The sequence below is a fragment of the Fictibacillus phosphorivorans genome (assembly GCF_001629705.1).
GTDB classification, from domain to species: domain Bacteria; phylum Bacillota; class Bacilli; order Bacillales; family Fictibacillaceae; genus Fictibacillus; species Fictibacillus phosphorivorans_A.
On record NZ_CP015378.1, the window covers coordinates 2118661 to 2139698 of the forward strand.

At 36.9% G+C, this 21038-nt stretch carries 25 protein-coding genes; 4 read left to right on the plus strand and 21 right to left on the minus strand.

From position 1 onward, the window contains the following. Nucleotides 1–57: 57 nt before the first annotated feature. Both ABE65_RS10860 and ABE65_RS10865 read right to left on the minus strand, forming a co-directional pair. Nucleotides 58–1602, minus strand: a complete 1545-nt coding sequence (locus tag ABE65_RS10860) for a malate:quinone oxidoreductase (RefSeq protein ID WP_066400039.1) — start codon at nucleotides 1600–1602, stop codon at nucleotides 58–60. A 350-nt stretch (nucleotides 1603–1952) separates the two neighbouring features. Continuing rightward, the gene (locus ABE65_RS10865; RefSeq protein ID WP_066394658.1) at nucleotides 1953–2495 is read right to left on the minus strand and encodes a competence protein ComK; all 543 of its coding nucleotides are present in this window, start codon (nucleotides 2493–2495) and stop codon (nucleotides 1953–1955) included. A 252-nt stretch (nucleotides 2496–2747) separates the two neighbouring features. Between ABE65_RS10865 and ABE65_RS10870 the strand changes: the two genes are divergently transcribed. Next, nucleotides 2748–3605, plus strand: a complete 858-nt coding sequence (locus tag ABE65_RS10870; RefSeq protein WP_066394661.1) for a TVP38/TMEM64 family protein — start codon at nucleotides 2748–2750, stop codon at nucleotides 3603–3605. A gap of 48 nt (nucleotides 3606–3653) precedes the next feature. Here ABE65_RS10870 and ABE65_RS10875 read toward each other — a convergent pair whose 3' ends face one another. After that, nucleotides 3654–4184, minus strand: a complete 531-nt coding sequence (locus ABE65_RS10875) for a GNAT family N-acetyltransferase (protein ID WP_066394663.1) — start codon at nucleotides 4182–4184, stop codon at nucleotides 3654–3656. Between the two features lie 25 nt (nucleotides 4185–4209). After that, nucleotides 4210–5034, minus strand: a complete 825-nt coding sequence (locus ABE65_RS10880) for an MBL fold metallo-hydrolase (RefSeq protein WP_066394668.1) — start codon at nucleotides 5032–5034, stop codon at nucleotides 4210–4212. A gap of 266 nt (nucleotides 5035–5300) precedes the next feature. Here ABE65_RS10880 and ABE65_RS10885 point away from each other — a divergent pair, with 266 nt between their 5' ends. Further along, nucleotides 5301–6380, plus strand: coding sequence for a response regulator aspartate phosphatase (locus tag ABE65_RS10885; protein ID WP_066394670.1), 1080 nt, complete (start codon nucleotides 5301–5303; stop codon nucleotides 6378–6380). Then, on the plus strand, nucleotides 6377–6505 hold the full coding sequence (locus ABE65_RS22335) for a hypothetical protein (protein ID WP_260858542.1): 129 nt from the start codon (nucleotides 6377–6379) through the stop codon (nucleotides 6503–6505). Before ABE65_RS10885 ends, ABE65_RS22335 begins: the two co-directional genes overlap by 4 nt. Before the next feature lie 68 nt (nucleotides 6506–6573). Here ABE65_RS22335 and ABE65_RS10890 read toward each other — a convergent pair whose 3' ends face one another. The 7 genes from ABE65_RS10890 to ABE65_RS10920 all read right to left on the minus strand — a co-directional run bounded on the left by ABE65_RS10890 (nucleotide 6574) and on the right by ABE65_RS10920 (nucleotide 10717). Then, nucleotides 6574–7050 carry a GNAT family N-acetyltransferase gene (locus tag ABE65_RS10890; protein ID WP_066400042.1) on the minus strand — a complete coding sequence of 159 codons (477 nt, stop codon included), beginning with the start codon at nucleotides 7048–7050 and terminating at the stop codon, nucleotides 6574–6576. A gap of 38 nt (nucleotides 7051–7088) precedes the next feature. Next, nucleotides 7089–7577: a hypothetical protein gene (locus tag ABE65_RS10895; protein WP_066394672.1), complete on the minus strand. Its 489-nt coding sequence runs from the start codon at nucleotides 7575–7577 to the stop codon at nucleotides 7089–7091. Nucleotides 7578–7601: 24 nt separating this feature from the next. Beyond that, a complete protein-coding gene (locus ABE65_RS10900) occupies nucleotides 7602–8840 on the minus strand; it encodes an ATP-binding protein (protein ID WP_066394677.1) in 1239 nt (412 codons plus the stop codon). A 164-nt stretch (nucleotides 8841–9004) separates the two neighbouring features. Next, a complete protein-coding gene (locus ABE65_RS10905) occupies nucleotides 9005–9409 on the minus strand; it encodes an NUDIX hydrolase (protein WP_066394679.1) in 405 nt (134 codons plus the stop codon). A gap of 65 nt (nucleotides 9410–9474) precedes the next feature. Continuing rightward, nucleotides 9475–9789 (minus strand): DMT family transporter, encoded by a 315-nt coding sequence (locus tag ABE65_RS10910; protein WP_066394681.1) that lies wholly within the window; start codon nucleotides 9787–9789, stop codon nucleotides 9475–9477. After that, nucleotides 9789–10130 carry a DMT family transporter gene (locus ABE65_RS10915; RefSeq protein ID WP_066394683.1) on the minus strand — a complete coding sequence of 114 codons (342 nt, stop codon included), beginning with the start codon at nucleotides 10128–10130 and terminating at the stop codon, nucleotides 9789–9791. Before ABE65_RS10915 ends, ABE65_RS10910 begins: the two co-directional genes overlap by 1 nt. Further along, the gene (locus ABE65_RS10920; protein ID WP_066394685.1) at nucleotides 10130–10717 is read right to left on the minus strand and encodes a TetR/AcrR family transcriptional regulator; all 588 of its coding nucleotides are present in this window, start codon (nucleotides 10715–10717) and stop codon (nucleotides 10130–10132) included. The genes ABE65_RS10915 and ABE65_RS10920 overlap by 1 nt, the downstream gene beginning before the upstream one ends. 153 nt (nucleotides 10718–10870) lie before the next feature. Between ABE65_RS10920 and ABE65_RS10925 the strand changes: the two genes are divergently transcribed. Further along, nucleotides 10871–12052 carry an FtsW/RodA/SpoVE family cell cycle protein gene (locus tag ABE65_RS10925; RefSeq protein ID WP_066394686.1) on the plus strand — a complete coding sequence of 394 codons (1182 nt, stop codon included), beginning with the start codon at nucleotides 10871–10873 and terminating at the stop codon, nucleotides 12050–12052. Between the two features lie 88 nt (nucleotides 12053–12140). On the opposite strand, the gene ABE65_RS21875 is transcribed toward ABE65_RS10925, so the two are convergent. From ABE65_RS21875 to ABE65_RS10965, 10 genes are all read right to left on the minus strand, one after another. After that, on the minus strand, nucleotides 12141–12281 hold the full coding sequence (locus tag ABE65_RS21875) for a hypothetical protein (RefSeq protein WP_156499159.1): 141 nt from the start codon (nucleotides 12279–12281) through the stop codon (nucleotides 12141–12143). 68 nt (nucleotides 12282–12349) lie between these two features. Continuing rightward, nucleotides 12350–12487 (minus strand): hypothetical protein, encoded by a 138-nt coding sequence (locus ABE65_RS21880; RefSeq protein WP_153237103.1) that lies wholly within the window; start codon nucleotides 12485–12487, stop codon nucleotides 12350–12352. Continuing rightward, nucleotides 12484–14685 carry a sensor histidine kinase gene (locus ABE65_RS10930; RefSeq protein ID WP_066394687.1) on the minus strand — a complete coding sequence of 734 codons (2202 nt, stop codon included), beginning with the start codon at nucleotides 14683–14685 and terminating at the stop codon, nucleotides 12484–12486. Before ABE65_RS10930 ends, ABE65_RS21880 begins: the two co-directional genes overlap by 4 nt. Then, entirely contained in the window at nucleotides 14663–15355 is a 693-nt protein-coding gene (locus ABE65_RS10935) for a response regulator transcription factor (protein WP_066394690.1), read from the minus strand. Before ABE65_RS10935 ends, ABE65_RS10930 begins: the two co-directional genes overlap by 23 nt. 193 nt (nucleotides 15356–15548) lie before the next feature. Beyond that, on the minus strand, nucleotides 15549–15977 hold the full coding sequence (locus tag ABE65_RS10940; protein WP_066394697.1) for an SRPBCC family protein: 429 nt from the start codon (nucleotides 15975–15977) through the stop codon (nucleotides 15549–15551). A gap of 157 nt (nucleotides 15978–16134) precedes the next feature. Next, entirely contained in the window at nucleotides 16135–16506 is a 372-nt protein-coding gene (locus tag ABE65_RS10945) for an iron chaperone (RefSeq protein WP_066394700.1), read from the minus strand. A gap of 95 nt (nucleotides 16507–16601) precedes the next feature. Then, a complete protein-coding gene (locus ABE65_RS10950) occupies nucleotides 16602–17456 on the minus strand; it encodes a zinc-ribbon domain-containing protein (RefSeq protein WP_066400044.1) in 855 nt (284 codons plus the stop codon). A gap of 263 nt (nucleotides 17457–17719) precedes the next feature. After that, entirely contained in the window at nucleotides 17720–19756 is a 2037-nt protein-coding gene (locus ABE65_RS10955) for a molybdopterin-dependent oxidoreductase (RefSeq protein ID WP_066394708.1), read from the minus strand. A gap of 55 nt (nucleotides 19757–19811) precedes the next feature. Further along, entirely contained in the window at nucleotides 19812–20234 is a 423-nt protein-coding gene (locus tag ABE65_RS10960; RefSeq protein WP_066394709.1) for a VOC family protein, read from the minus strand. Nucleotides 20235–20279: 45 nt separating this feature from the next. After that, nucleotides 20280–21038, minus strand: a complete 759-nt coding sequence (locus ABE65_RS10965; RefSeq protein ID WP_066394710.1) for a kanamycin nucleotidyltransferase C-terminal domain-containing protein — start codon at nucleotides 21036–21038, stop codon at nucleotides 20280–20282.

Genomic DNA, 21038 nt, shown 5'->3' on the forward strand with positions numbered 1-21038 from the left:
TACAAATGATAAAAAAAGCAAAAGAGCCTTTCATTAAGGCTCTTTTGAACAGTAAGTCTAAATCTTTTCATGTAAAACTGTAGGTTCTATTTCCGAAAAATCTGCTAAAGTGGGTTCTTTTGCATCAAGTTTTAGAGTACGGGCTGTTGAAGAATGAACCTTCTTCAACAGATCAGGATTGTTCATCAATCGCTGGCCATAAGAAGGAATCATCTCTTTGATCTTTGGCTCCCATTTTCCGATTTCTTGTGGGAAGCATTTGTTCAACACTTCCAGCATAACGTGAACAGCAGTGGAAGCACCAGGTGATGCGCCAAGTAGGGCCGCAATCGAACCATCAGCGGATGTGATCACTTCTGTACCGAACTGAAGCGTTCCTTTTCCACCCGATTCCGTATCTTTGATGACCTGAACACGTTGGCCAGCTACGACAAGATCCCAATCTTCACTCTTAGCATTTGGGATGAATTCTCGTAATTCTTCCATACGCTGTTCTTTTGACAACAACACTTGTTGAATCAAGTATTTTGTTAGTGACATTTCTTTAGCACCTGCAGCTAACATCGTTAAAACGTTATTAGGTTTTACAGAAGTGACTAAGTCAAGCATAGATCCTGTTTTTAAGAACTTTGGCGAGAATCCAGCGAATGGTCCAAACAATAACGATTTCTTATTATCAATATATCGTGTATCCAGATGAGGAACAGACATTGGTGGTGCACCAACTTTAGCTTTTCCGTATACTTTCGCGTGCTGTTGCTCAATCACTTCTGGATTCTTACATACCATGAAGATTCCGCTTACCGGAAAACCACCAATATGCTTTCCTTCAGGAATACCGGATTTTTGGAGAAGATGAAGACTTCCCCCTCCACCACCAATAAAAACAAACTTGGCTGTGTGTCTTTCAACAGAACCAGAGTTTAGATTTTTAACCTTCAGTTCCCAAGAGCCATCGCTCGTACGCTTTAAGTTTTCCACGCTATGTTTGTATTTGACATCTACATTCTTGTTCTGCAGATGACTAAATAACATACGAGTGAGTGAACCAAAATTAACATCAGTTCCCGAATCAATCTTGGTAGCAGCGATGCTTTCATCTAAAGAACGACCTTCCATGATCAACGGAATCCATTCCATTAATTTCTCTGGAGAATCAGAGAATTCCATCCCTTTAAAAAGAGGATTTTCTGTTAGCGCTTCCATACGTTTCTTTAAAAACTGAACGTTGTTTTCTCCTTGAACCATACTCATATGTGGCAATGGCATGATGAAATCTTCTGGATTGCGAATTAACTTTTGTTCTACAAGGTAAGACCAGAACTGCATCGATACTTGGAACTGTTCATTGATCTCAATGGCTTTTGAAATATCAATCGATCCATCTGGTTTTTCCGATGTGTAATTTAGTTCACAAAGTGCAGCATGCCCAGTTCCAGCATTGTTCCACTCATTGGAACTTTCTTCTCCTGCTTTATCAAGTTTCTCAAATACCTTAATTTTCATTTCTGGAGCTATTTCTTTTAAGATCGTTCCTAATGTAGCACTCATGATTCCAGCGCCGATTAAAAGGACGTCTGTGTTCGTTTCTCTGTTGCTCATCATTATCAACCTTTTCACCTAAAATTTACAGAAAAAAGCCATCGTCTCATCCTCAAGAAAAGACAATTTGATTACGTGTTTTTTCTGTTTTTATGAAAACCGTTTCAACTAGTATTACTAATGTTTAAGTCTTTAATATCTTTATTATATGATAATTATAAATTATTTGAAAGCCGATAAAATGTGATAATTATATGACTAGTGTGCCCAAACTCTTTTAACATCAATAAGTATACAGGTTTACAAGAAAGTTTTAATGAAGAGATTACCCGTTAATCATTGTAACTTTCACTCTTTCACATAACAAAAACGCCTGAAATTCTCATCAGGCGCTCAAGTTTTTATGATTTTTACGTTAAGATCCAATCATTGTTTTTCAAACTTATTTCTTTATCCTTTTCTAGATCTCGATTGATTCGATTTATTAATACACTTCTGTAATGAGCTGCTCGATGGAGTTTGCCTTTAAGGGCTCGGGAGGTACTTTCAATAGGTAGGTCCATTCCGTTGGAGAAAATAACTCTAACTTTTTTCCGGTCAATTGATTCAATATCATCAATATGCGGCTGTGAGAGCCAGATGCAGGAGTCTTTTCGTGGTGATTTCGTGGGAAAGAAGAAAATATCAAGTTTCGTGTCAATCATGATAGGAGGAAAGCACATCCTCCCTAACAGGATCTGGGTTGCATCTTTTTTGCCATCGTATGTACTTCCATAGTACGGGCAAGAATCTTTAATAATTCGGAAAGGCTTTTTTTCAACTAGGATGACTGCGTCTTCTTCATAAATTTCTGCACAAACCCTTCCCCACTGATTAATAAATGGATGAATGGCAATGGTCTTATTCGTTATTAAATATTTTTCCACTTTTTCGTGCACAATTCTACGCTTCATTCAATACCTCCTCATAATTTTTGACCCCAAAATTATTCATACCGTACAAATGTCCCTAACATTAGTACCGCGTAGTAATATTTTACCATTTAATGATTCATCCATCTATATATTTCGCGAAAATTGTCATAATATTTCGTCACTTCTAAATATACGTCTCTAGACTTAATCCACTTACATCTGCAGCAACTGTCACAAGGTACGTTCAATGTATAAACTAAACCTATCGTTTACATAGAATGGAGACTTGGCATGACTCACATACTCACAAAAAAACAAATAACGTTAGAGGTTGCGTTGCACGTGCTTTTAACATCCTTAACAATCGTTACACTTTTTAAATTACTCCCAACCATTACACCAGTCTTTCAAGTGGTGGGTCTTATATTCTGCTTATTCATCTTCATAAGCGATTTTATCATCTTGACTAAAAAGAATAGACAATTCCTAAAAGTTACTAGGCTTCTATGCTTGTATCTATTCGCAGTAAGTAGTGTCATATTCATAACGTTCTATCTTACTAAATTGTTGGTTGTAACCGACGTATATGGTTTTGAAAAATTATTACAACTTCATGAATCAACAGCTAAATGGATCTATTTAGTGATCTGTTTTGCACAACCCATAATTCTTCCACTTCCCGAAGTAATTACAGTCGCTGGTGCAAGCAGCGTTTTCGGTCCTGTGACCGCCATTTATTTAGGGTTTATAGGAACACTCTCAGGTATTGTAGTCATGTACATTATAGCACGATGGGGTGGGCAACGATTGGTCTCTCGAATCGTGAAAAAGGAACAACTCGCTAAATATCAAAATTATGTACGAAGAAACGAAGTGCTCTTTCTAGTCATTATGTTTGTTATCCCTGTGCTTCCTGATGAAATCATCTGTATCGGTGCAGGTCTAAGCGGAGTAAGTTTCAGCAGGTTCATATTTGTTGCTGCTGTCTCAAAACTTTTTACAACAACTACGTTTGCGTATTCTGCTCTCCTTCTAAAAGTGTTCTCCATAACAAATGCTGAACTTATGATCTATACATCAATCGTTGCAGGGATAATATTCCTTATAACATTTATAAGAAACAAGCTAGTAACAAAGATAAATCAATAATGAAAAAAGGGAACTTCATTAGTAAGAAGTTCCCTCGTATCACTGGATTTACTTTACCCACTTATACATCAAAACATCGTCAACATACTCGCCGTTGCCGAACTTAAATTCTTTTACTTTCCGCCCTTCTTCTATAAATCCTAGTTTTTTATACAATTCTATTGCTCTAGTATTAGTTGAAAACGTTCCTAACGTAACTTTTTCAATGAGCGGATGCTTTTCAGCCCATGATAATAGCTCGTGAATCATTAACTTTCCAATTCCTTTATTTCTCCATTCTTTTTGTAACATAATAGCAAACGAACCGATATGGTGCATCCTCATTCTTTCATGTGACAGAAAAACGATCCATCCCACCACATTGTTTTCGTATTCTGCTACAAGCATGGTCTCTCGTTCATGGTTCAGAATGTTAGATATCCATTCTTGATGATCTTCTGTCGTCTTTTTAAATTCAGTGGGTAGTGCAATAAAATAATCGTGTTCAGAAATCACTGCACGATGAATTTGAATAATAGCTTCTGCATCCTCAACACGAACGGTACGAATCGTTATTTTTTTCTCTAGTTTCGTCGGCATTGCCTTACCTCTTTTTCTAAATGAATTATGTGTGTATACCATGATTTTCGTTTATGATTGAATGAACAATATGAATAGAATCCCATTCACCTCTTGAAAATTTGATAATCGGAAATTTTCTCGGAAAGAGCTTCTGACAAATGACTTCTGGTGGATCACCGTGGTTTTGTAAAGTTAATACTTCATGTTGAATATCTAAAAGATATTGAAGTTTTCGTTCAAGTGCCTTTCTTCCATCTCGAACAAACCCAGCATGATTGCAAAACACATCCTGAAAATCATACGTTAAAACCCGCCTTAATGATTGAATGATAGTAGGAATACTCTCTTCCTCGAGAACCACTTTCGTCCTTTCCATTACATACAGATCACCTGTGAACAATTGACCCGTTTCTCGATTTAGAAAAGCGTGGTGATCTATTGCATGACCTGGTGTAGGTATTGCATCCCACATTGCGTTTCTAGATTGAAGTTCAGTTTTCATTTTTTCTGCATGAAATGGTTTTCTTCTTCCCCAAAAAAACTGTCTATACAGTGGATATTTGGCCCGTTTCGCGCAATAATCCATTGTTTTTTCATCTAAATAAATGGGAACTTTTTTTGTTTTTTCTATATAACTCGCACACCCTGTATGGTCTTCATGAAAATGTGTAATGAATACTTGATCAAAATCAGCTGCATCTATAAAGGGTTTGAAATGCTTATGTAAAGACTTGGCACCAGTATCTATCAATACACCATCTACGAGATAACTATAAACGTTTAAGGAAACACCTTGAAAAGTGACCTTCCCATTTAAGTAACAAACATGATGTTTTTCTCCATATTGAGACGTTTTATTAAAAAACACAGCTTCCTCACCCCTTCACCCCTGTTATTCTATTATTTTTCTGTATAAACCTTAATTCAATAAAAGGTATTATAGTCCTTCCACCCTCATAATTCCGTATTCAATAATCTTGAAATCATAAGATATCGTCCACAGTGTCAGATTATTGGGAAAATTGGCGTGATTCATGTCACATTATGCTACCCTCTAGCATTTAATTTTCCCAAGTTTTACTTTTCCATTTTATGTTAGATTTAAATTACAAGTCTTATAGAAAGGAGTTTTCCATGAACGTCGGAACTAGAGAGCCCATCACACAGTCACTCGAGCGGTGGCATATAGCCATCCGGACAAATCACATACAACAATCTGAGAGCATACATAACGAGATTAAAAGTGAGATCACACAGATTAAAGACCCTACTACACAGTTATATTATCAACTATTAAACAGCCGTTACTTAATATTGAAGAAAGAACTTACTTCTGCTCATGCCATACTCGATACCTTAAATGATGTTCATTTGAATCGAACAGATATTTTTGGGTACTATATGAACTTAATTACCGGAATGCTATTAACAGCCGAAGGAAATTATGAAGTAGCAGAATTACGTTTTATCCGGGCGTTTAACTTATTAAACGTATTGAACAGCATAACGGATGATATCGTGAGAGCCGATTTCTATCATAAAGCTGCCGTTTTGTATTATCACATCCGCCAGCCACTCACAGCATTGGATTATGCAAACGAAGCTTTGAAAACGTTATCTGAAGCAGAAGATTTTGAACTGCTTCAATCCGGCTGTGAAAATGTATTGGGACTTGCTTCTCTATCATTGAAACAATATGGAAAAGCAGAAGAACATTTCCTCTGTGCTCTTGATCTCGCAAAGCGTATTGATCAGTCATATACATCACTGATCAAATACAACATAGGTTATCTGTATGCTGAACAAAACATGTCCGAACTGGCAGTACGCTATTTGTTAGAGGTATTTGAAGAAGAAGAAGCCTTTTATAAGACCCACTTCTTATTGTCTCGAGAATATTATCGATTGAATAATGAAGAAAAAGCAATACCTTTCTATGAAAAAGGAATCGAGCTCGCGAATGAAGAATATCTTCATCACTTTAAGATACTGAACGCCTTAAATCAGGCAACAGATATTAATGAGCTTGAACGTATTGTTAAAGAAGGAAACGACTATTTTAAACAACACGAACTCTTTGGTTTCGTAGAAGATTATGCTGGAGAACTTGCACAGGTCTTCTTCACCAAAGAGAACCACAATAAAGCTAGTTATTATTTTAAAGAGTCTTACGAAGCAAAACGCGCTTTACAAAAAAAGGAGGCACTAAAATGAAAAAATTCGCTGCAGGTATCATTATTACTTCACTAGCACTAACGGCTGTATTTGTTGGATTGTCCACAAAATCAGTAGAGCAAGCTGAGCATGGAAGAACATTCTCTCTTTCTCAAAAATTATAAGACTATTTATTAGCACAAAAAACGATCAGAATTTTTTCTGATCGTTTTTTGTTCTGCTGAAATGATTTCTATTCACATAAGTTTTTTGTCATTTTATAATTTATCAAAGTAACACCTTTTCGAACTACATGTTGTAGAGAAACTACTTGGTAACCTCGCTGTTCAAAAAATACTTTAGCAGTAATACTTGCATCAGTATCAATACTTAATACATTTAATTTCCTTGCTTCCGATTCAATCATATTTACTAATGCCGAAGCTATTCCTTGTCGTTGGTAATCCTTATGAACATACAGTCGATCTAAATGTCCACTGTATGTTAAATTGCAGAAACCAACTATTCCATCAAGATTCCTAGCTACAAACGTTATGTTGTTTAAGAATGATTCCTTCCATGACTTCACTTTAGATTGTAATTCATGAAAGGATACCCAAGCATCCAACTCTAGTAATGAATAGTCTTTTGCATTTACGGTATGTACAGTTTCATAAAACAGCTTAATAATCTCCTCTGTATCCGTTTCCTTGTACTTTGCAATTTTCAGTTCCATCTACACACCTCTTGGGGTTAAACGATATTTTCTCACAATTCCATAATCCAAACTGTTCCCATTGTAACAAACCATGTAAGGACAGGTATGGACAGACTAGTTAATGCGTCATACCACTTTATGTTCCTATTTCTTCTTTTTAATATCCTATCTGTAACAAAGTACAAAACAGCAGCGCCTAAACTAAACAAAAGCAAGATTAAACCGAAAATCATGTGCAATGCCAAAGAAATAATAAGTTCTGCGTTACTATTTCCAGATTTAATTGAAATAAATTCTCCAACTTTCTCACTAAGAGCTGATGTTAATACACCATAAGTTACTATCGCTGGAAAGCTATACATCATATAAACAGGAATCATCCCAATGCTTGCATATACATAATTTAACACGGAATCAAATGACTCATCTTCAAAAGGATTTGGGATAGAAAACCCTAAGATGATGGCATAGATCGTACCGGATATAGAAGCTGCTACTAATTTTCTTCGTAAAATAATAGATCTATCCTCTTTTATCATTCAAACCTACTACTGATATTACCATCACTTTGAAGGCAGTTTAATCGTAAAGGAGGTACCTTTCTTTAACTCACTATGAATCGTAATTCGTCCACCCATCTGCTTTACAATTTGGTGACAAACCGTTAAACCAAGTCCTGTTCCTTTTTCTTTCGTAGAATAATAGGGACTGCCAAGCTTTTTCAATTGATCAGTGGACATGCCCACACCATTATCTTTAATCTTGATGCATATATATCCGCTCATATCATGGTAGGCTATTATTTTAATCTCGCCTTTTGACTTAATTGCTTCAATGGCGTTCTTAATAATGTTAATCAATACCTGCTGAATTTCCAGCTTGAGTCCTTCAATTTTCAGAGAAGGTTCAACGTTTTGCGAAATATGTATAGAGTTCAAAATGGCATAAGAGTGCATCACATCAATTGATTGTTGAATGGTTGAGGTTAGATCAATAATCTCATATTGATCCGTTTGTGGTTTAGCCAGCGCTAAATATTGATTAATGATTTCCTGCGCCCGATCAAGCTCTTCAATCGAGATACTGATGTACATCTGCTGTTCTTTCGTTAACTCCTCTTTTTGCATGAGTTGCATAAACCCTCTTACTGAAGTCATGGGGTTTCGAATCTCGTGTGCAACAGATGCAGCAAGCTGACTGACAACATTCATTTTTTCAGTACGAACGAGCTCTTGTCTCATTTCAATCTGCTCTTTCATATTTTCAATCAAATGCACGACTGCAATTAGCGTTGCCAAAACGATAAGGGAAGAACTCAACTCGAAAAAGAGTTCCTGCTCGTCACCTTTTATTAAAAGTGAAATTCCTCGCGTAATAGGGATCAGTGAGTAGAACAAACTGATTACAGTAACTTTTCCTTTGATGCCATACCGATGAAAGAGTCGTGTAATTGGCAATAACAATAAACAGAGCACCATGTAGTTTCCTAGTAAGACTGCTAGGTTTTGATCTGTAAAGTATGCCATCAATAGAAGGACAAGGAAGCTTGAAAAACCCACCCTTTTTCCACCGTATAAAAAGGACAATATGATGGCTACAGACTTAAAATCATATTTATAGATCTCAGAATAAACGACTGGCTGACTCATCGTGAAAACTAGAATGATCAGCATAAGCAGATAGTATTTCGATGTAACTTTTCTACGTTCTTCATCTCTTTCATTAAAGAACACTTGATAAATAAGGATTGTAAAAAGGATAAAGACCACATGTAAGCACATGCTTTGTATAGACTCTAACATTCTGTTCCCTACTTCCTAGATTTACCTGTCTTACATGATTTTCGACAACTTTTAATCATATCCTTGTCAAAAAGACGAATTTTCTAGGTATTCGTAACTATTACTTCAAATTAAAAAGCACTTCTCCGGTTAGGAAGAAATGCTCTATAGCAAAATCATGATCATTAGAATGTTCTACTCAAGACTTGTCCCTGAAAATGCAGAGCATCCTCAGCACGAATTCGCTGACTTTCACTCAATGCTGCTAGATCGAACCACTTTAAATCCAAGTGTTCAGTGCTAAGCACAATTTTTGCATCTTCTGGAATTTCACATCGAAAGATCGCTGCTTGTGTATTTATTTTACTGTGATAATAAATTCCGATTAGTATAGGATGCATGACATCGATCCCAAGCTCCTCTTTACATTCACGAAACAATGCTTGATGAATCGTTTCACCCGGATCAACAGCACCTCCAGGTAAACTCCAACCTTTGTTTCCGTAGGTTCGTTTTAACAAAAGCACTTGATTCTCATGATTAAATATCATAGCATGCGCACCAAATCGAAACGTATCATGAATTCCCAAGGTGATCCCTCTTCTACTTAAAGTGTATAACCAGGGTATTCTATTAACTTCTATAGAATTCCTTCTTAGCTGATCAGTTTAAGTCCAACTGCAGCACTTAATACCATTGCCATAAAAAGAATTCTTAGTCCATTTTTTGATTCACCATAAAACAAGATTCCGACAATCCCAGAACCCACTGTACCGATTCCAGTCCAGATTGCATAAGCCGTTCCCATAGGCAAAGATTGCATAGCGAGACTCAACAGAAGAAAACTGCTGCTAAACCCTACAACAAGAACAAGAAAAGATAGAATGTTTCTCTTCTTAGCAACTAGGTTCATACCTGTTACACCTACCACTTCGAAAAGACCTGCAAACACCAGAAAGATCCAGCCCATTATTGAACTCTTCCTTCTGATTTTGGTTCTCCTGTTACTAATTTGAGTCCCATAACTCCTGCAAGAAGCACGAGAATCAGTATGATTTTTAGCATTTTAAATGGTTCTCCAAAAACAAGCATCTCCATCAACACAGTTCCACTTGCCCCCAAGCCAGTAAATACAGCATATACGGTACCTACAGGTAGATGTTTCGTGGCCAGGATAAGCAATGTAAAAGAGAAGATGATCGCGATCATTGTCCCCGTCCAAGTTAACATATTGTTAGAATGCTTTAGTCCGATCACCCAACACACTTCAAACACTGAACCTAAAAGGACATAACCCCAAGAACGATTCATTATAATTCACCACTTTCACAACTAATACCCCGCCAGAAAACGGACCACGACTGTTTAGACCTTTTTTGCAAACGTTCTGGAATTCCATAGATTAATTCTACAAGAAGTCCGTCTAACATCGTTAAAAAGGAAAGAGCTGCAGCTTCCGGAGTAACATCCGCTCTTAGTGTATCCGAATTTTTTTCAAAAAGTGCCGTAAACAAACTCTCTAATCGATCAACAAATTTATTGCTTCCAACTTTAATCACTTCTTCATGCTTAACAGGCGGGTAAAAAGACGTTCGCATAAAAAATTTCATATTATTGTTTTGCTCAAATCGTTCTAAGTACTCCGTCAAAAATCTGAACAAAATATCTTTTAGCTCATAAAATTGCTGATTTTCAATAAATTGTTTTACAAAATCAATTTCACAATCAGTTGCATCATGAAACGTTTCTATATAGAGATCATCTTTACTCTTGAAATGAGTATAGATCGATTGTTTTTTTATTCCTACCTCATTTGCGATTACCGACAAAGAGGCCCCTTCATAACCAAGATGTGCAAACTGGACGAGTGCTGTTTGTTTTAATTGATCGTAAGTCATTTTATAGTCCACCTTCCGAACGGTCGTAAGGTAATTTTATCACACTATTTTATGAAGTCAACATATCGAAATCGCTTTAACTTGCATCATTTTAACCAAATTGTGGTATCATTATTTTTGGTAAAATAATGAAAAAAGAAAGAAGTGTGTTACATGGAAACTCCAAACAATAAAACATTTATAGATAAGTTAGATTACGGAATTCTATTTATACTCTTCTTATTATCAATTATCAGCTTGATGTTCATATATAGCGGCCAACAATCTGGTCAATATAACGATAATTTTGTTCCGAAGCAGATTTTTTGGTACACCCTTAGTACGTTTTTAATGCTCGCCATTGCACGCTTAGATTTTGAGCAGCTTAAAAGAATGTCATGGTACTTTTATGGCATTGTATTATTCTTTATCGTGATGTTAATTTTTGCACCAGAAAGTATTGCAAAGCCGATCAACGGTTCAAAAGCGTGGTATCAATTACCTTTCCTTGGTTCTTTTCAGCCATCTGAATTCATGAAGATCGCTTTAATCTTAGTACTGAGTAATATCGTTGAATCTCACAATTATCAATATATTCAGCGGACATTAAAATCGGATCTGTATTTGATTTACAAAATGGGATTAGCTAGTTTAGCTCCTGTCATCTTTGTGGCCATACAGCCAGATTCTGGAATGATCATGCTCTACCTTTCCATCATTCTGTCCATCATATTCATATCAGGTGTTAGCTGGAAGATTATTTTGGCTGTGATCTCACTCCCTTCCATCCTTTTGACTACATTACTTGTCATCTATTTTAAATTTAATGATTTTTTCCAGACTAAATTGCTCGTACTTCTTCTTCCACACCAAAGAAGCAGAATTAACGGATGGTTGAATCCATATGAATACACCGACCAAGGATACCAAACGAAACAAGCGATTACAGCGATCGGTTCAGGTTGGTATTCCGGTAAGGGATGGATGGAAGGAATCATATATGTACCTGAAGCTCACACTGATTTTATCTTTTCCATTATTGGTGAAGACACAGGTTTTCTAGGAACATCCATCGTGGTCAGTTTGTTTTTCTTATTGATCTATAAGATTGTAATCTTAGGAGTGAAGTCGAACTACTCCTTTGGCGGATATATGTGTTCAGGGATTATAGGGCTTCTTTCTTTCCAGATCTTTCAGAATATCGGAATGAATATTGGACTGTTGCCGGTAACTGGGGTTACTTTACCGTTCCTAAGTTATGGAGGCAGTTCGCTCTTATCTAACATGATGTTAATGGGTATTGTACTCGGAGTGAGTGTGCAGACGAATCGTTATATGTTTGAAATCCAACAGTAAATAGAGTGTAGATTCATTTGAAAATGGGACAACGACCGGATAATATCTGGTCTTTTTTTGTCTACGTGGGATTTTAATATAGAAGTTTTCAGCTAATCTGTCCGATTGAAAGGATAATCTGTCCGATCTCGAATGAAATCTGTCCGTTTAAGCATTTTATCTGTCCAATTCCGTTCATAATCTGTCCAATTCCCTCGTTAATCTGTCCGTTTCCAATTTCAAGTAACAACTCCCCCTCACTTCAACGTATCAACAAATAAAAAACACTTCTTCGACTAGAAGAAGTGCTTTCAAAATTTATTCACTTATTGGAAGTATCTCAGTAACATGAACCGATTCCTTCATAGTAGGACTTCCTGCATTATCTGCAAAACCGAATATACTTAGCATCACAATGGTCACACCCAGTAAGAACTTTTTGTTCACTTTCATCATATCACCGCGTCCAATTCAATCGTCGCTTTAAACAAATCACCGTCAACATCGATATCCATGCTACCTTCGTGAAGATCTACGATTGATTTTGCGATAGCGAGCCCTAATCCAGAACCATCCGTATGACGTGATGTGTCTCCGCGTTTGAATCGTTCAAATAATTCTTCAAAGTTTCCGCCTAATTCGTACTTCGAGACATTTTTAAAAGAAACAATAATCTTTTCGTTTTCTTCTGAAACGGACACGTATACTCTAGTATTCTCCATAGAGTACTTTAATGCGTTGCCGATTAGGTTATCAAAGACACGCCACATTTTTTGTCCATCCACATGAGCATATATTGGTGAATTAGGTGTTGCTAGTCTGAAAGTTAATGATGATTCCTTAATGGTTTCGTTATATTCAGCCATTGACTGCTGCAGCAACTGAACGATATCCACCTTATGTTTAACCAATTCCAAATTCCCGCTTGCCATCTTAGAAACTTCGAATAGATCGTCAATTAAAATTTTCAGACGTTTTGACTTACGATCTATGATTTCTAGATAAGCATTCTGATCCTCTTTTGTTACTTCTTGTGATTTTAAGAGTTCTGTATATGTGATGATGGATGTTAACGGAGTCCTTAAATCATGACTAACATTTGTAATTAGTTCCGTCTTAAGCCTTTCACTTTTAGCTTCAGCCCGTTTAGACGTTTTCACACCATATTTGAGTAGGTTAAGGTTACCTGCTAACATTGCTAAAGCTGATTTTCCCTTATGAGGCAGATCTTGTTCCATCTGTCCTGCAGCAAGTTCTTTAGAATGCTGAATGATTCTATTAAAATACCCTATTCTTTTAAAAAGGTAGATGAGTACGGGTAAAGTAAAGAACAAAAAGAGAATGCAATAAACGACAAACGCCATAGGTTGAAAGAATACAACAGCTGCACCAAAACCTGACAAAAAGATGACAAGGAGAAGCAACATAATTTGAATTCCAACACTTCTGTTGTAAAAAGCATCAGAAACTAATCGATAAACCCATCTTGCTGACTTAATAATGAACGCATCTCTATACAACGGTTTGTTATTCACATCACGGTAAATCCATACCCCTTGAACTAATGTGATACCTACCACAAACGCTGTAATCAGAAATTCAAACAGACCATCACTATACATGATTGAAAATGCAAGATGATCGTAGTTTTGGGCATTCATGACGATGGCCATTAATGCAAAAAACATACAGATCACTATACTTCCTAAACGAATATCAATCGGTAATTTCCGATAGATGTTCTTTTTATCCGAAGATGTGATCATCTTAATTGGGTGAAGTCTTCTCCCCCATAAGATCGCCGTGATAAGCATCAGTATACTAGCAACCGAGATCCCATAAAAGAAAGACTGTCTCTTCTCAAAATCATCTACTTGCTTTTGCAACCAGCTTCCTTCTTTAGGTAGTGTGATGATACCCTGAAGGTACTTTGTATTTTGTGTCAAATACTCGTCATAGTCGTAATCGGTAAAAAAGTCTTGTTCGTTTATGACTAAATTGCCCTCTTCAGATGATGAGGAGTATTCACGAGTAAATAGATTAGATTTTCCCTTAAGATCCTCTGGACGATCTACCGTCCGAACATTTGAATACACATCTTTTGTATTCAAATCCACTAAATAGTAATTAAAACCTAGTCGTTTAGGGTCATAGTCAGAGAGAAAACGTTGTCTTTCTTTAACAAAGTTATTTACTTGCTTTTCCTTTTCTTTCACAATTTTTGCTTCGATGTGTTCGTCACTTTTGAAGTTTTCCATGATATCTTTTATCTTTGCATCTCTTTGTTGTTCATAAAGCTTCACAACATCTTCGTTTTCCGCTGCCTTTGCTTCATCAATCTGATACTCATATTGGCTTTTGATATCCGCTACTTGCTCTGACAAACTTCCATAGCGAGTACGATGTTCTTCTATTTCTTCTTTTGAAACCTTAATATTGTTCTTTAGCTCATCTTTAGATAGATAATTAATTTCAGATATACTCAAGTAATTGATAAATTCCTCGAACTCTGCGTTAAATTCTTCTGTATGAAAGTAATCTTTCTTAAAATACCAATGTCCGTTCTCGAGTATTGAGACGATCCCACTTAACCCAAAAGTTAACAATACGATCCAACCCAAGACTTTTATTCTATTTTTCCATTTTATATCCAATTCCCCATACCACCTTTAAATATCTAGGATTTTTCGGATCGATTTCAATCTTTTCTCTGATTTTTCGAATATGTACGGCAACCGTGTTCTCAGCATTATAACTAGGTTCTTTCCAAACTCGCTCATAAATATCATTAATGGAAAAAACTCTTCCAGGGTATGACATCAACAACTCCACAATCTTGTATTCTATAGGAGTTAGTTTTACAGAGTCACCGTTTATAGCAACTTCCTTTGCTTCTTTATCGAGAGTTAGGCCGTTCAGATCGATGAAATTCCTTTTGCCTTCAAATGTACCCAAAGTTACGTAACGCCTTAGCTGAGATTTGACACGAGCGATCAACTCCAAAGGATTGAATGGTTTTGTCACATAATCATCAGCACCAATCTGCAGTCCAAGTACTTTATCTGTATCTTCACTCTTTGCACTTAAGATAATGATGGGTATGTTTTTTTGTTCTCGTATTTTAAAGGTGGTTGAGATACCATCTAACTTTGGCATCATAATGTCCATCACAATAAGATGGATAGGCTGTTCATCTAATTTCTCTAAAGCCTCAATTCCATCTCTAGCCTGAACAACGATTATTCCTTCATTTTTTAAATAGATCTCAATCGCATCGCGAATTTCTTTTTCATCATCTACAACTAGCACATTAAAATCATTCATTTCCTCACACTCCCTTCTGCATTATAGCATGGCATATATTTGAAATTACCTTTATTCTACACAGCAATCCTTTACTTTTAGTTACTAAAAATCTTAAGAATTTCTTAAGTTTCAAAGGTTTCATAACTCAAAAGTTAGGCAAACAAAAAAGCACATTTCTATTTAAAGAAATGCACTCTCTATTAAAACAGTATTAGTTTTGAGTTTCACTATATCTTTTAAAATTGTCCATAAATGCTTGCCAACCGGCTTCTTGCATTTCAACCGGATTCGACGCTTCCGCTTCAAACGTTTCAACAATTCTCGTCTCATTTTCCAAACCGACAAAAGTGATGGTAACTTTTCTTCCATCATCTAACGTATAAGCAATGTATTCATTTGTTTTAACTTCATCATATGCTCCACTAAAATCAAACCCAAAGCTGCCATCTTTTGCTTCCATTCTCGTAAGGAACCTTCCGCCCTCTCTTAGATCATTCTCTGCTTTAGGTGCGTGCCATTCATCAGACGCAAAACTCCAGCCTGTAATATGCTGCGGCTCAGTCCAGTATTTCCAAACTTCTGCAATCGGTTTATGTACGGTTGTTTCCACTGTAATCATAACTTTGTTAGATGTCTCCATTACTCCAACCACCTTATAAATAGGATTTTAAATCGTTGACCTACCATTTTAAAAACAGTAACTCTTCGATTTCATTTAGGTAAGACACCGTTAATTATTCAATAAAAAATACATTTCTCCTGCTTTGAGAAATGTATTTTTAAAATTTAACTTTATATTATTCACGCCAAAATTTTGTGTAATGAGCTTTATCCTCTATATTAAATGAAATCATTTTTTCAAGCAGTTCATAATTCACTTCATCTTTCCAGCGAATGCGGAACAATCCTTTTGTAAACGTATAACCAGCCTTCTTAATATCGTCAGCAAACTTCACCATCGTTACTTCTTCAGGTGCTATACTAATGTGCTGCTTAGCCATTGAGATTCCTATAATAAATGTACCGTGATCAGTATACATCGGAGTATTCCACTTGAATTGTGGTTCTAGAGATGGGAACTTTTCAGCCACCCATTTCAAAACCTCGTCCATTCGATTCCGGTGATCAGGGTCATCAATACCTGCTAAATAATCTGAAAAAACTTCCATAATTTCCTCCTTAAACGATCTAAACTTCCGACTATCTTCTACTTTTTAGTGTAAGTATTTTTCAAGTTTATAGCAAATGGATAACTGATTTGTTTTTACTTGTTTGAACAACTTTGACACCCGACTCCTTTTACACGGTCTTTCACTCTAGCTGTATATTCTTCACCACAATTTTTGCAGATCCACCAAACGTTATTGTATGAAGTAACGGAAACATCTTTAGGTGTTTTATGTACACCAAACATTGTTCCATTGCGATCAGGATGCCATTCAGCTGCAATCTCTGGATACATCATATACAGAGATTGCTCAATTTTTGTACACTCTGGACAACGGGACTTATTCTTAATACGTTTTCGAATTTTTTCCCGCCAAACATGTCCTTTTTCACATACCCATGCCACTTCCTCATTTGAATTATATACTACCTCTTGTGGAGTTATCTCATTGTTAATGGTAGACCATTCTTTTATCAGCTCGGGATGAACGGTTGCCAAACAGTTCTTTTCGTAAGCCTTTTTATCTGAGCAATATACACATACACTTTTAGGATTATGTATACGATTTTTTACCGTTTCTTCCCACTCATGTCCTCTTTTACACATCCACCATCTTCGCGGCCAATCCTCCTGGCTGTCAACATCCGTAACAGATAGGTTATAGTTTCGAGACGGATGCCATTGTTGACTTAGTTCAGGATCTGCCACAGCTAACGTTTCGCTCTTAACTTCTTCAAACTGATACGATCGTTTTAAAGCTCTTTCTTCTCTTACACAATCCGAACATTCTAAATTCTTCTTATACCGCTCCCGAATAGTCGATCCCCATTCATGCCCTTTTGAACAAACCCACCATATGTATTCATAACTACCAAAACTCGTTTGGCCAGGTTCAATACCTTTATTTTTTGTAGGATGCCATTGTGATAATAATTTACTCGGTAATAACATCTGCTTCAAATTTTCAACCCTTTCTCATTCAAACAGAATGAATAATAAAAAAGAACTACACAAAAGACCTTTGTATAGTTAATTATACCTATAAATCCGCTGAATGAACTTGGGAAAATTATAGTTAAATAGACCTTATAAACATAGGTTTGTATTTGGTTTTTTCCCAACTTTGTATGTTTTGAGGTTTACAAGTCTTGTTTGTGAGCTTATAAAAAAACTCTCCTTCGTAAAGAAGAAGAGTTCTGTTTATGAATTATGCATTAATACTTACCGATACTCACTTTTCCAGAAAAGAACGTTGCTCCCCCACCCATATCTGCTATGCGATCGGGTGTTAGTGAATTGACTAGATGCTTCGTGTCTTGATCTGCTCCCCACAACCCTTGGGTAACCGCTACACCACGGAGAACATTCTCACCAACACTGGCCTTTAGTATACATTCTCCTTGCTCATTCCATACGCGTACTTTATCTCCGTCTATGACTCCTGCTTGATCAGCATCAAACTGATTCAACACAATTTCAGGTTCTTTTTCTAATCGTGTATGTTTTTTCTGGTTGGCAAACGTAGAGTTAAGGAAGTTATGATTCGGCCCTGCAATAAATTGAAGTGGATGAACAGAATCGTTAACTATAGGAATATAAGTAGGCAGTGCAGGATAGCCGTCCTGCTTCATCTTCTCAGAATACAGTTCTATTTTTCCACTCGGTGTTGGTAGCTCTGTTGGAAATTCCACCTGTGCCTTGACGTATTGTTTTTCACTCAGTACCTCAAAGTCTATTTGCACAATACCCGGGTTTGAAAGGAGATCTAAAGCTTGATCTATCAGTTCTGCTTCTGTTTCCTCAAATGCTTTTTCTGTAAAACCCATGCCTTTAGCAAGTAAGCGGAACACTTCAACATTAGACTTTGACTCGCCGTAGGATTCGATTACGGGCTGTTGTAGTTGAATATAGTGATGCCAATACGATGTGTAAAAATCTGTGTTTTCAAACGAAGACGTAGATGGTAATACAATGTCTGCATACATGGCAGTCTCTGTTAAAAATAAATCATGTACTACCGTAAATAGGTCTTCTCGTTCTAATCCTTTCCGAACCTTGTTCCCTGCAGGCGCCACTACAGCAGGATTTGTCCCATATACAAAAAGTGATTTTATAGGAGGATCTAAAGTAAGCAAAGCTTCTCCAAGCAGATTCATGTTGATCACACGTGTGTTTTTATTTTGCTGCAGATCAGGGCGTTGTAAGTTAGCCGTGTTAAACGCAAGATAAGCAGAATTCCCTTTGATCGCTCCTCCACCTTTTACAAGCCATTGCCCTGTTAAAGCAGGCAAACAAGAAACGGTTCTCACAAACATACCGCCATTGTCATGATGCTGTGGTCCGTTTCCAATCCGAAGAAACGCAGGAGACGTTTGGCCATACATCCGAGCAAGCTTTAAAATATCCTCTACAGGTATTCCCGTAATGCTAGAAACCGTGATCGGATCATACTGCTCAACATGTTTTCGCAACTCTTCATGTCCAACAGTGTACTGGTCCAAAAAAGAGTCATCCACCATGTTCTCAGCAAATAGAATATGCATCAAACCTAATGCGAGAGCCGTATCTGTTCCTGGTAAGATAGGAATGAACCAGTCTGCAAATCTAGCAGTCTGATTTTTATGGACGTCAATGACAACGATCTTCGCTCCGTTTTGTTTACGAGCTTGTTGGGCAAGTGATACTTGATGCATATTCGTACTAACAGCGTTAATCCCCCAGAAAATGAACAGTTTGGAGTGAATGGTATCCTCAGGGTCAATACCGAAACTCGCACCCATCGTATATTTGTAGCCCGCTGCACCTGCCGAGTTACAGATGCTTCGATCCAGCTTGGAAGCTCCTAGTCTATGAAAAAAACGGCGGTCCATCCCTTCGGCAGCGAGATTACCCATATTTCCATAAAAGCTATAAGGTAGGATGCTCTCAGCGCTGTCGGTTTGAAGCAAGTCCTTCCATTTCCCAGTAATGGTGGTAATCGCTTCATTCCAGCTGATTTGTTCGAAATGTCCTTCCCCTTTTGCTCCAACACGCTTCATCGGATATTTTAACCGCTTTTCATCATAAAGGCGTTCAGTCATGTTTCGAACTTTATTACAAATGAATCCTTTCGTGACCGGGTGATTGGGATCACCTTCCACTTTTACAATTTTTCCGTTTTCTTTATGGAGGAGTAATCCACATTGATCCGGACAGTCTAACGAACACACTGAAGGAAAAACACCGGTGGGTCTATCTACAAAACTGGGCATATGCGTTCTCCTTTCCAAGATGTCAATTCATTTTGTTTCATACTACATTTATTTTTTAATCTGAAATTTCCCAGTCAGGGTTCCAAACGACTTCCCACAAGTGTCCATCTGGATCTTGAAAGTGACCAGAATATCCACCCCAAAACGTTTCATGAGCTGGATCTGATATTGTTGCTCCTGCAAGCTCCGCTTCTTTCATAATCATATCAACTTCTGCTTTACTTCCAACATTATGACCGAGAGTAAATTCAGTAGAATTCGGTGTTCCACCTGAAACCTTAGCCTCATGTGATAGATTTTTGCGGTTCCAAATGGCAAGCTTTAATCCCTGTTGCATATCAAAAAAAGCGACAGCTCCATGCTCAAACTCCTTCCCTATAATTCCTTTAGTCGGGAAACCTAAACCATCTCTATAAAATTGTAGTGCTCTCTCTACGTCTTCAACCCCTAATGTAATGACCGTAACTCGAGGTTTCATAGTCTCATCTCAATTCGTTAAGATTTTTGATTTTTAAAAGTGCCTTTATAAGAAGGATAAACGATCCTCTTCGAGACTGATACCATTGAATTTTGCCCATTCAGCTGTAGAGCTCCACAAATCACCAACAAAGCTTTTTAATTTTTGTACTTCTGTATGTAAAGATAATACTTCTTTTATGTTCATTTCATAATGATCCGGTAAACTAGGCAGTTTAAACGCTTCTTCATACATGGATCTGCTCGATAAAAATTTATGATGGTTTTTTAATCCAACCAACATCGTTGCCCAATAAGCAACCTGCCGTGCCCCATGTGCGGCTACAATCGTGTCTGTTTCTTTTGCCGTAAAAATTTTATAAACATGTTCATACATATCCGCAAGAGCATCTTTCATTAAGACATTGAAATCAGTTTGTGACTCCGTGTTCAATGCTATTTCTTTTAGAGACTCATATAAGTTTGTTGGATCATGAAGAATCTTACACGTGAACAACACATCACCTTTTACACACCATTCGTAATCCATGCTTCTTGCTTTTGATGTAATCTTATCAATTGTATTAAAACTAATACCTACGAACATTCCGTTATAAAAGAAAGGATACCATTCACTTTCCCTGCTATCCACTACCACTCGTAACTCCAAATCAGACTGGGGACGATCAATTCCTTTCGCAGTTGATCCTTCAATTGCAACCGAAATTAAACGCTCTCCATACTTAGTTATTAGAGTTTCAAGTATCTCATTTGCAACATGTAATCTGTCATCTGTAGTAAATTCTAGTGGTTTCCAACTAGTCAT

What these genes read in the sequence shown, in the direction of transcription:
- ABE65_RS10860 (WP_066400039.1), bottom strand. Translation starts at nt 1,602, where the DNA reads ATGAGCAACAGAGAAACGAACACAGACGTCCTTTTAATCGGCGCTGGA.
- ABE65_RS10875 (WP_066394663.1), bottom strand. Translation starts at nt 4,184, where the DNA reads ATGCCGACGAAACTAGAGAAAAAAATAACGATTCGTACCGTTCGTGTT.
- ABE65_RS10945 (WP_066394700.1), bottom strand. Translation starts at nt 16,506, where the DNA reads ATGGAAGTTTTTTCAGATTATTTAGCAGGTATTGATGACCCTGATCAC.
- ABE65_RS10885 (WP_066394670.1), top strand. Translation starts at nt 5,301, where the DNA reads ATGAACGTCGGAACTAGAGAGCCCATCACACAGTCACTCGAGCGGTGG.
- ABE65_RS21880 (WP_153237103.1), bottom strand. Translation starts at nt 12,487, where the DNA reads ATGATGAAAGTGAACAAAAAGTTCTTACTGGGTGTGACCATTGTGATG.
- ABE65_RS10870 (WP_066394661.1), top strand. Translation starts at nt 2,748, where the DNA reads ATGACTCACATACTCACAAAAAAACAAATAACGTTAGAGGTTGCGTTG.
- ABE65_RS10900 (WP_066394677.1), bottom strand. Translation starts at nt 8,840, where the DNA reads ATGTTAGAGTCTATACAAAGCATGTGCTTACATGTGGTCTTTATCCTT.
- ABE65_RS10920 (WP_066394685.1), bottom strand. Translation starts at nt 10,717, where the DNA reads ATGACTTACGATCAATTAAAACAAACAGCACTCGTCCAGTTTGCACAT.
- ABE65_RS10925 (WP_066394686.1), top strand. Translation starts at nt 10,871, where the DNA reads ATGGAAACTCCAAACAATAAAACATTTATAGATAAGTTAGATTACGGA.
- ABE65_RS10960 (WP_066394709.1), bottom strand. Translation starts at nt 20,234, where the DNA reads ATGAAACCTCGAGTTACGGTCATTACATTAGGGGTTGAAGACGTAGAG.
- ABE65_RS10950 (WP_066400044.1), bottom strand. Translation starts at nt 17,456, where the DNA reads ATGTTATTACCGAGTAAATTATTATCACAATGGCATCCTACAAAAAAT.
- ABE65_RS10940 (WP_066394697.1), bottom strand. Translation starts at nt 15,977, where the DNA reads ATGGAGACATCTAACAAAGTTATGATTACAGTGGAAACAACCGTACAT.
- ABE65_RS10865 (WP_066394658.1), bottom strand. Translation starts at nt 2,495, where the DNA reads ATGAAGCGTAGAATTGTGCACGAAAAAGTGGAAAAATATTTAATAACG.
- ABE65_RS10955 (WP_066394708.1), bottom strand. Translation starts at nt 19,756, where the DNA reads ATGCCCAGTTTTGTAGATAGACCCACCGGTGTTTTTCCTTCAGTGTGT.
- ABE65_RS10935 (WP_066394690.1), bottom strand. Translation starts at nt 15,355, where the DNA reads ATGAATGATTTTAATGTGCTAGTTGTAGATGATGAAAAAGAAATTCGC.
- ABE65_RS10965 (WP_066394710.1), bottom strand. Translation starts at nt 21,038, where the DNA reads ATGACTAGTTGGAAACCACTAGAATTTACTACAGATGACAGATTACAT.
- ABE65_RS22335 (WP_260858542.1), top strand. Translation starts at nt 6,377, where the DNA reads ATGAAAAAATTCGCTGCAGGTATCATTATTACTTCACTAGCACTAACG.
- ABE65_RS10915 (WP_066394683.1), bottom strand. Translation starts at nt 10,130, where the DNA reads ATGAATCGTTCTTGGGGTTATGTCCTTTTAGGTTCAGTGTTTGAAGTG.
- ABE65_RS10910 (WP_066394681.1), bottom strand. Translation starts at nt 9,789, where the DNA reads ATGGGCTGGATCTTTCTGGTGTTTGCAGGTCTTTTCGAAGTGGTAGGT.
- ABE65_RS10895 (WP_066394672.1), bottom strand. Translation starts at nt 7,577, where the DNA reads ATGATAAAAGAGGATAGATCTATTATTTTACGAAGAAAATTAGTAGCA.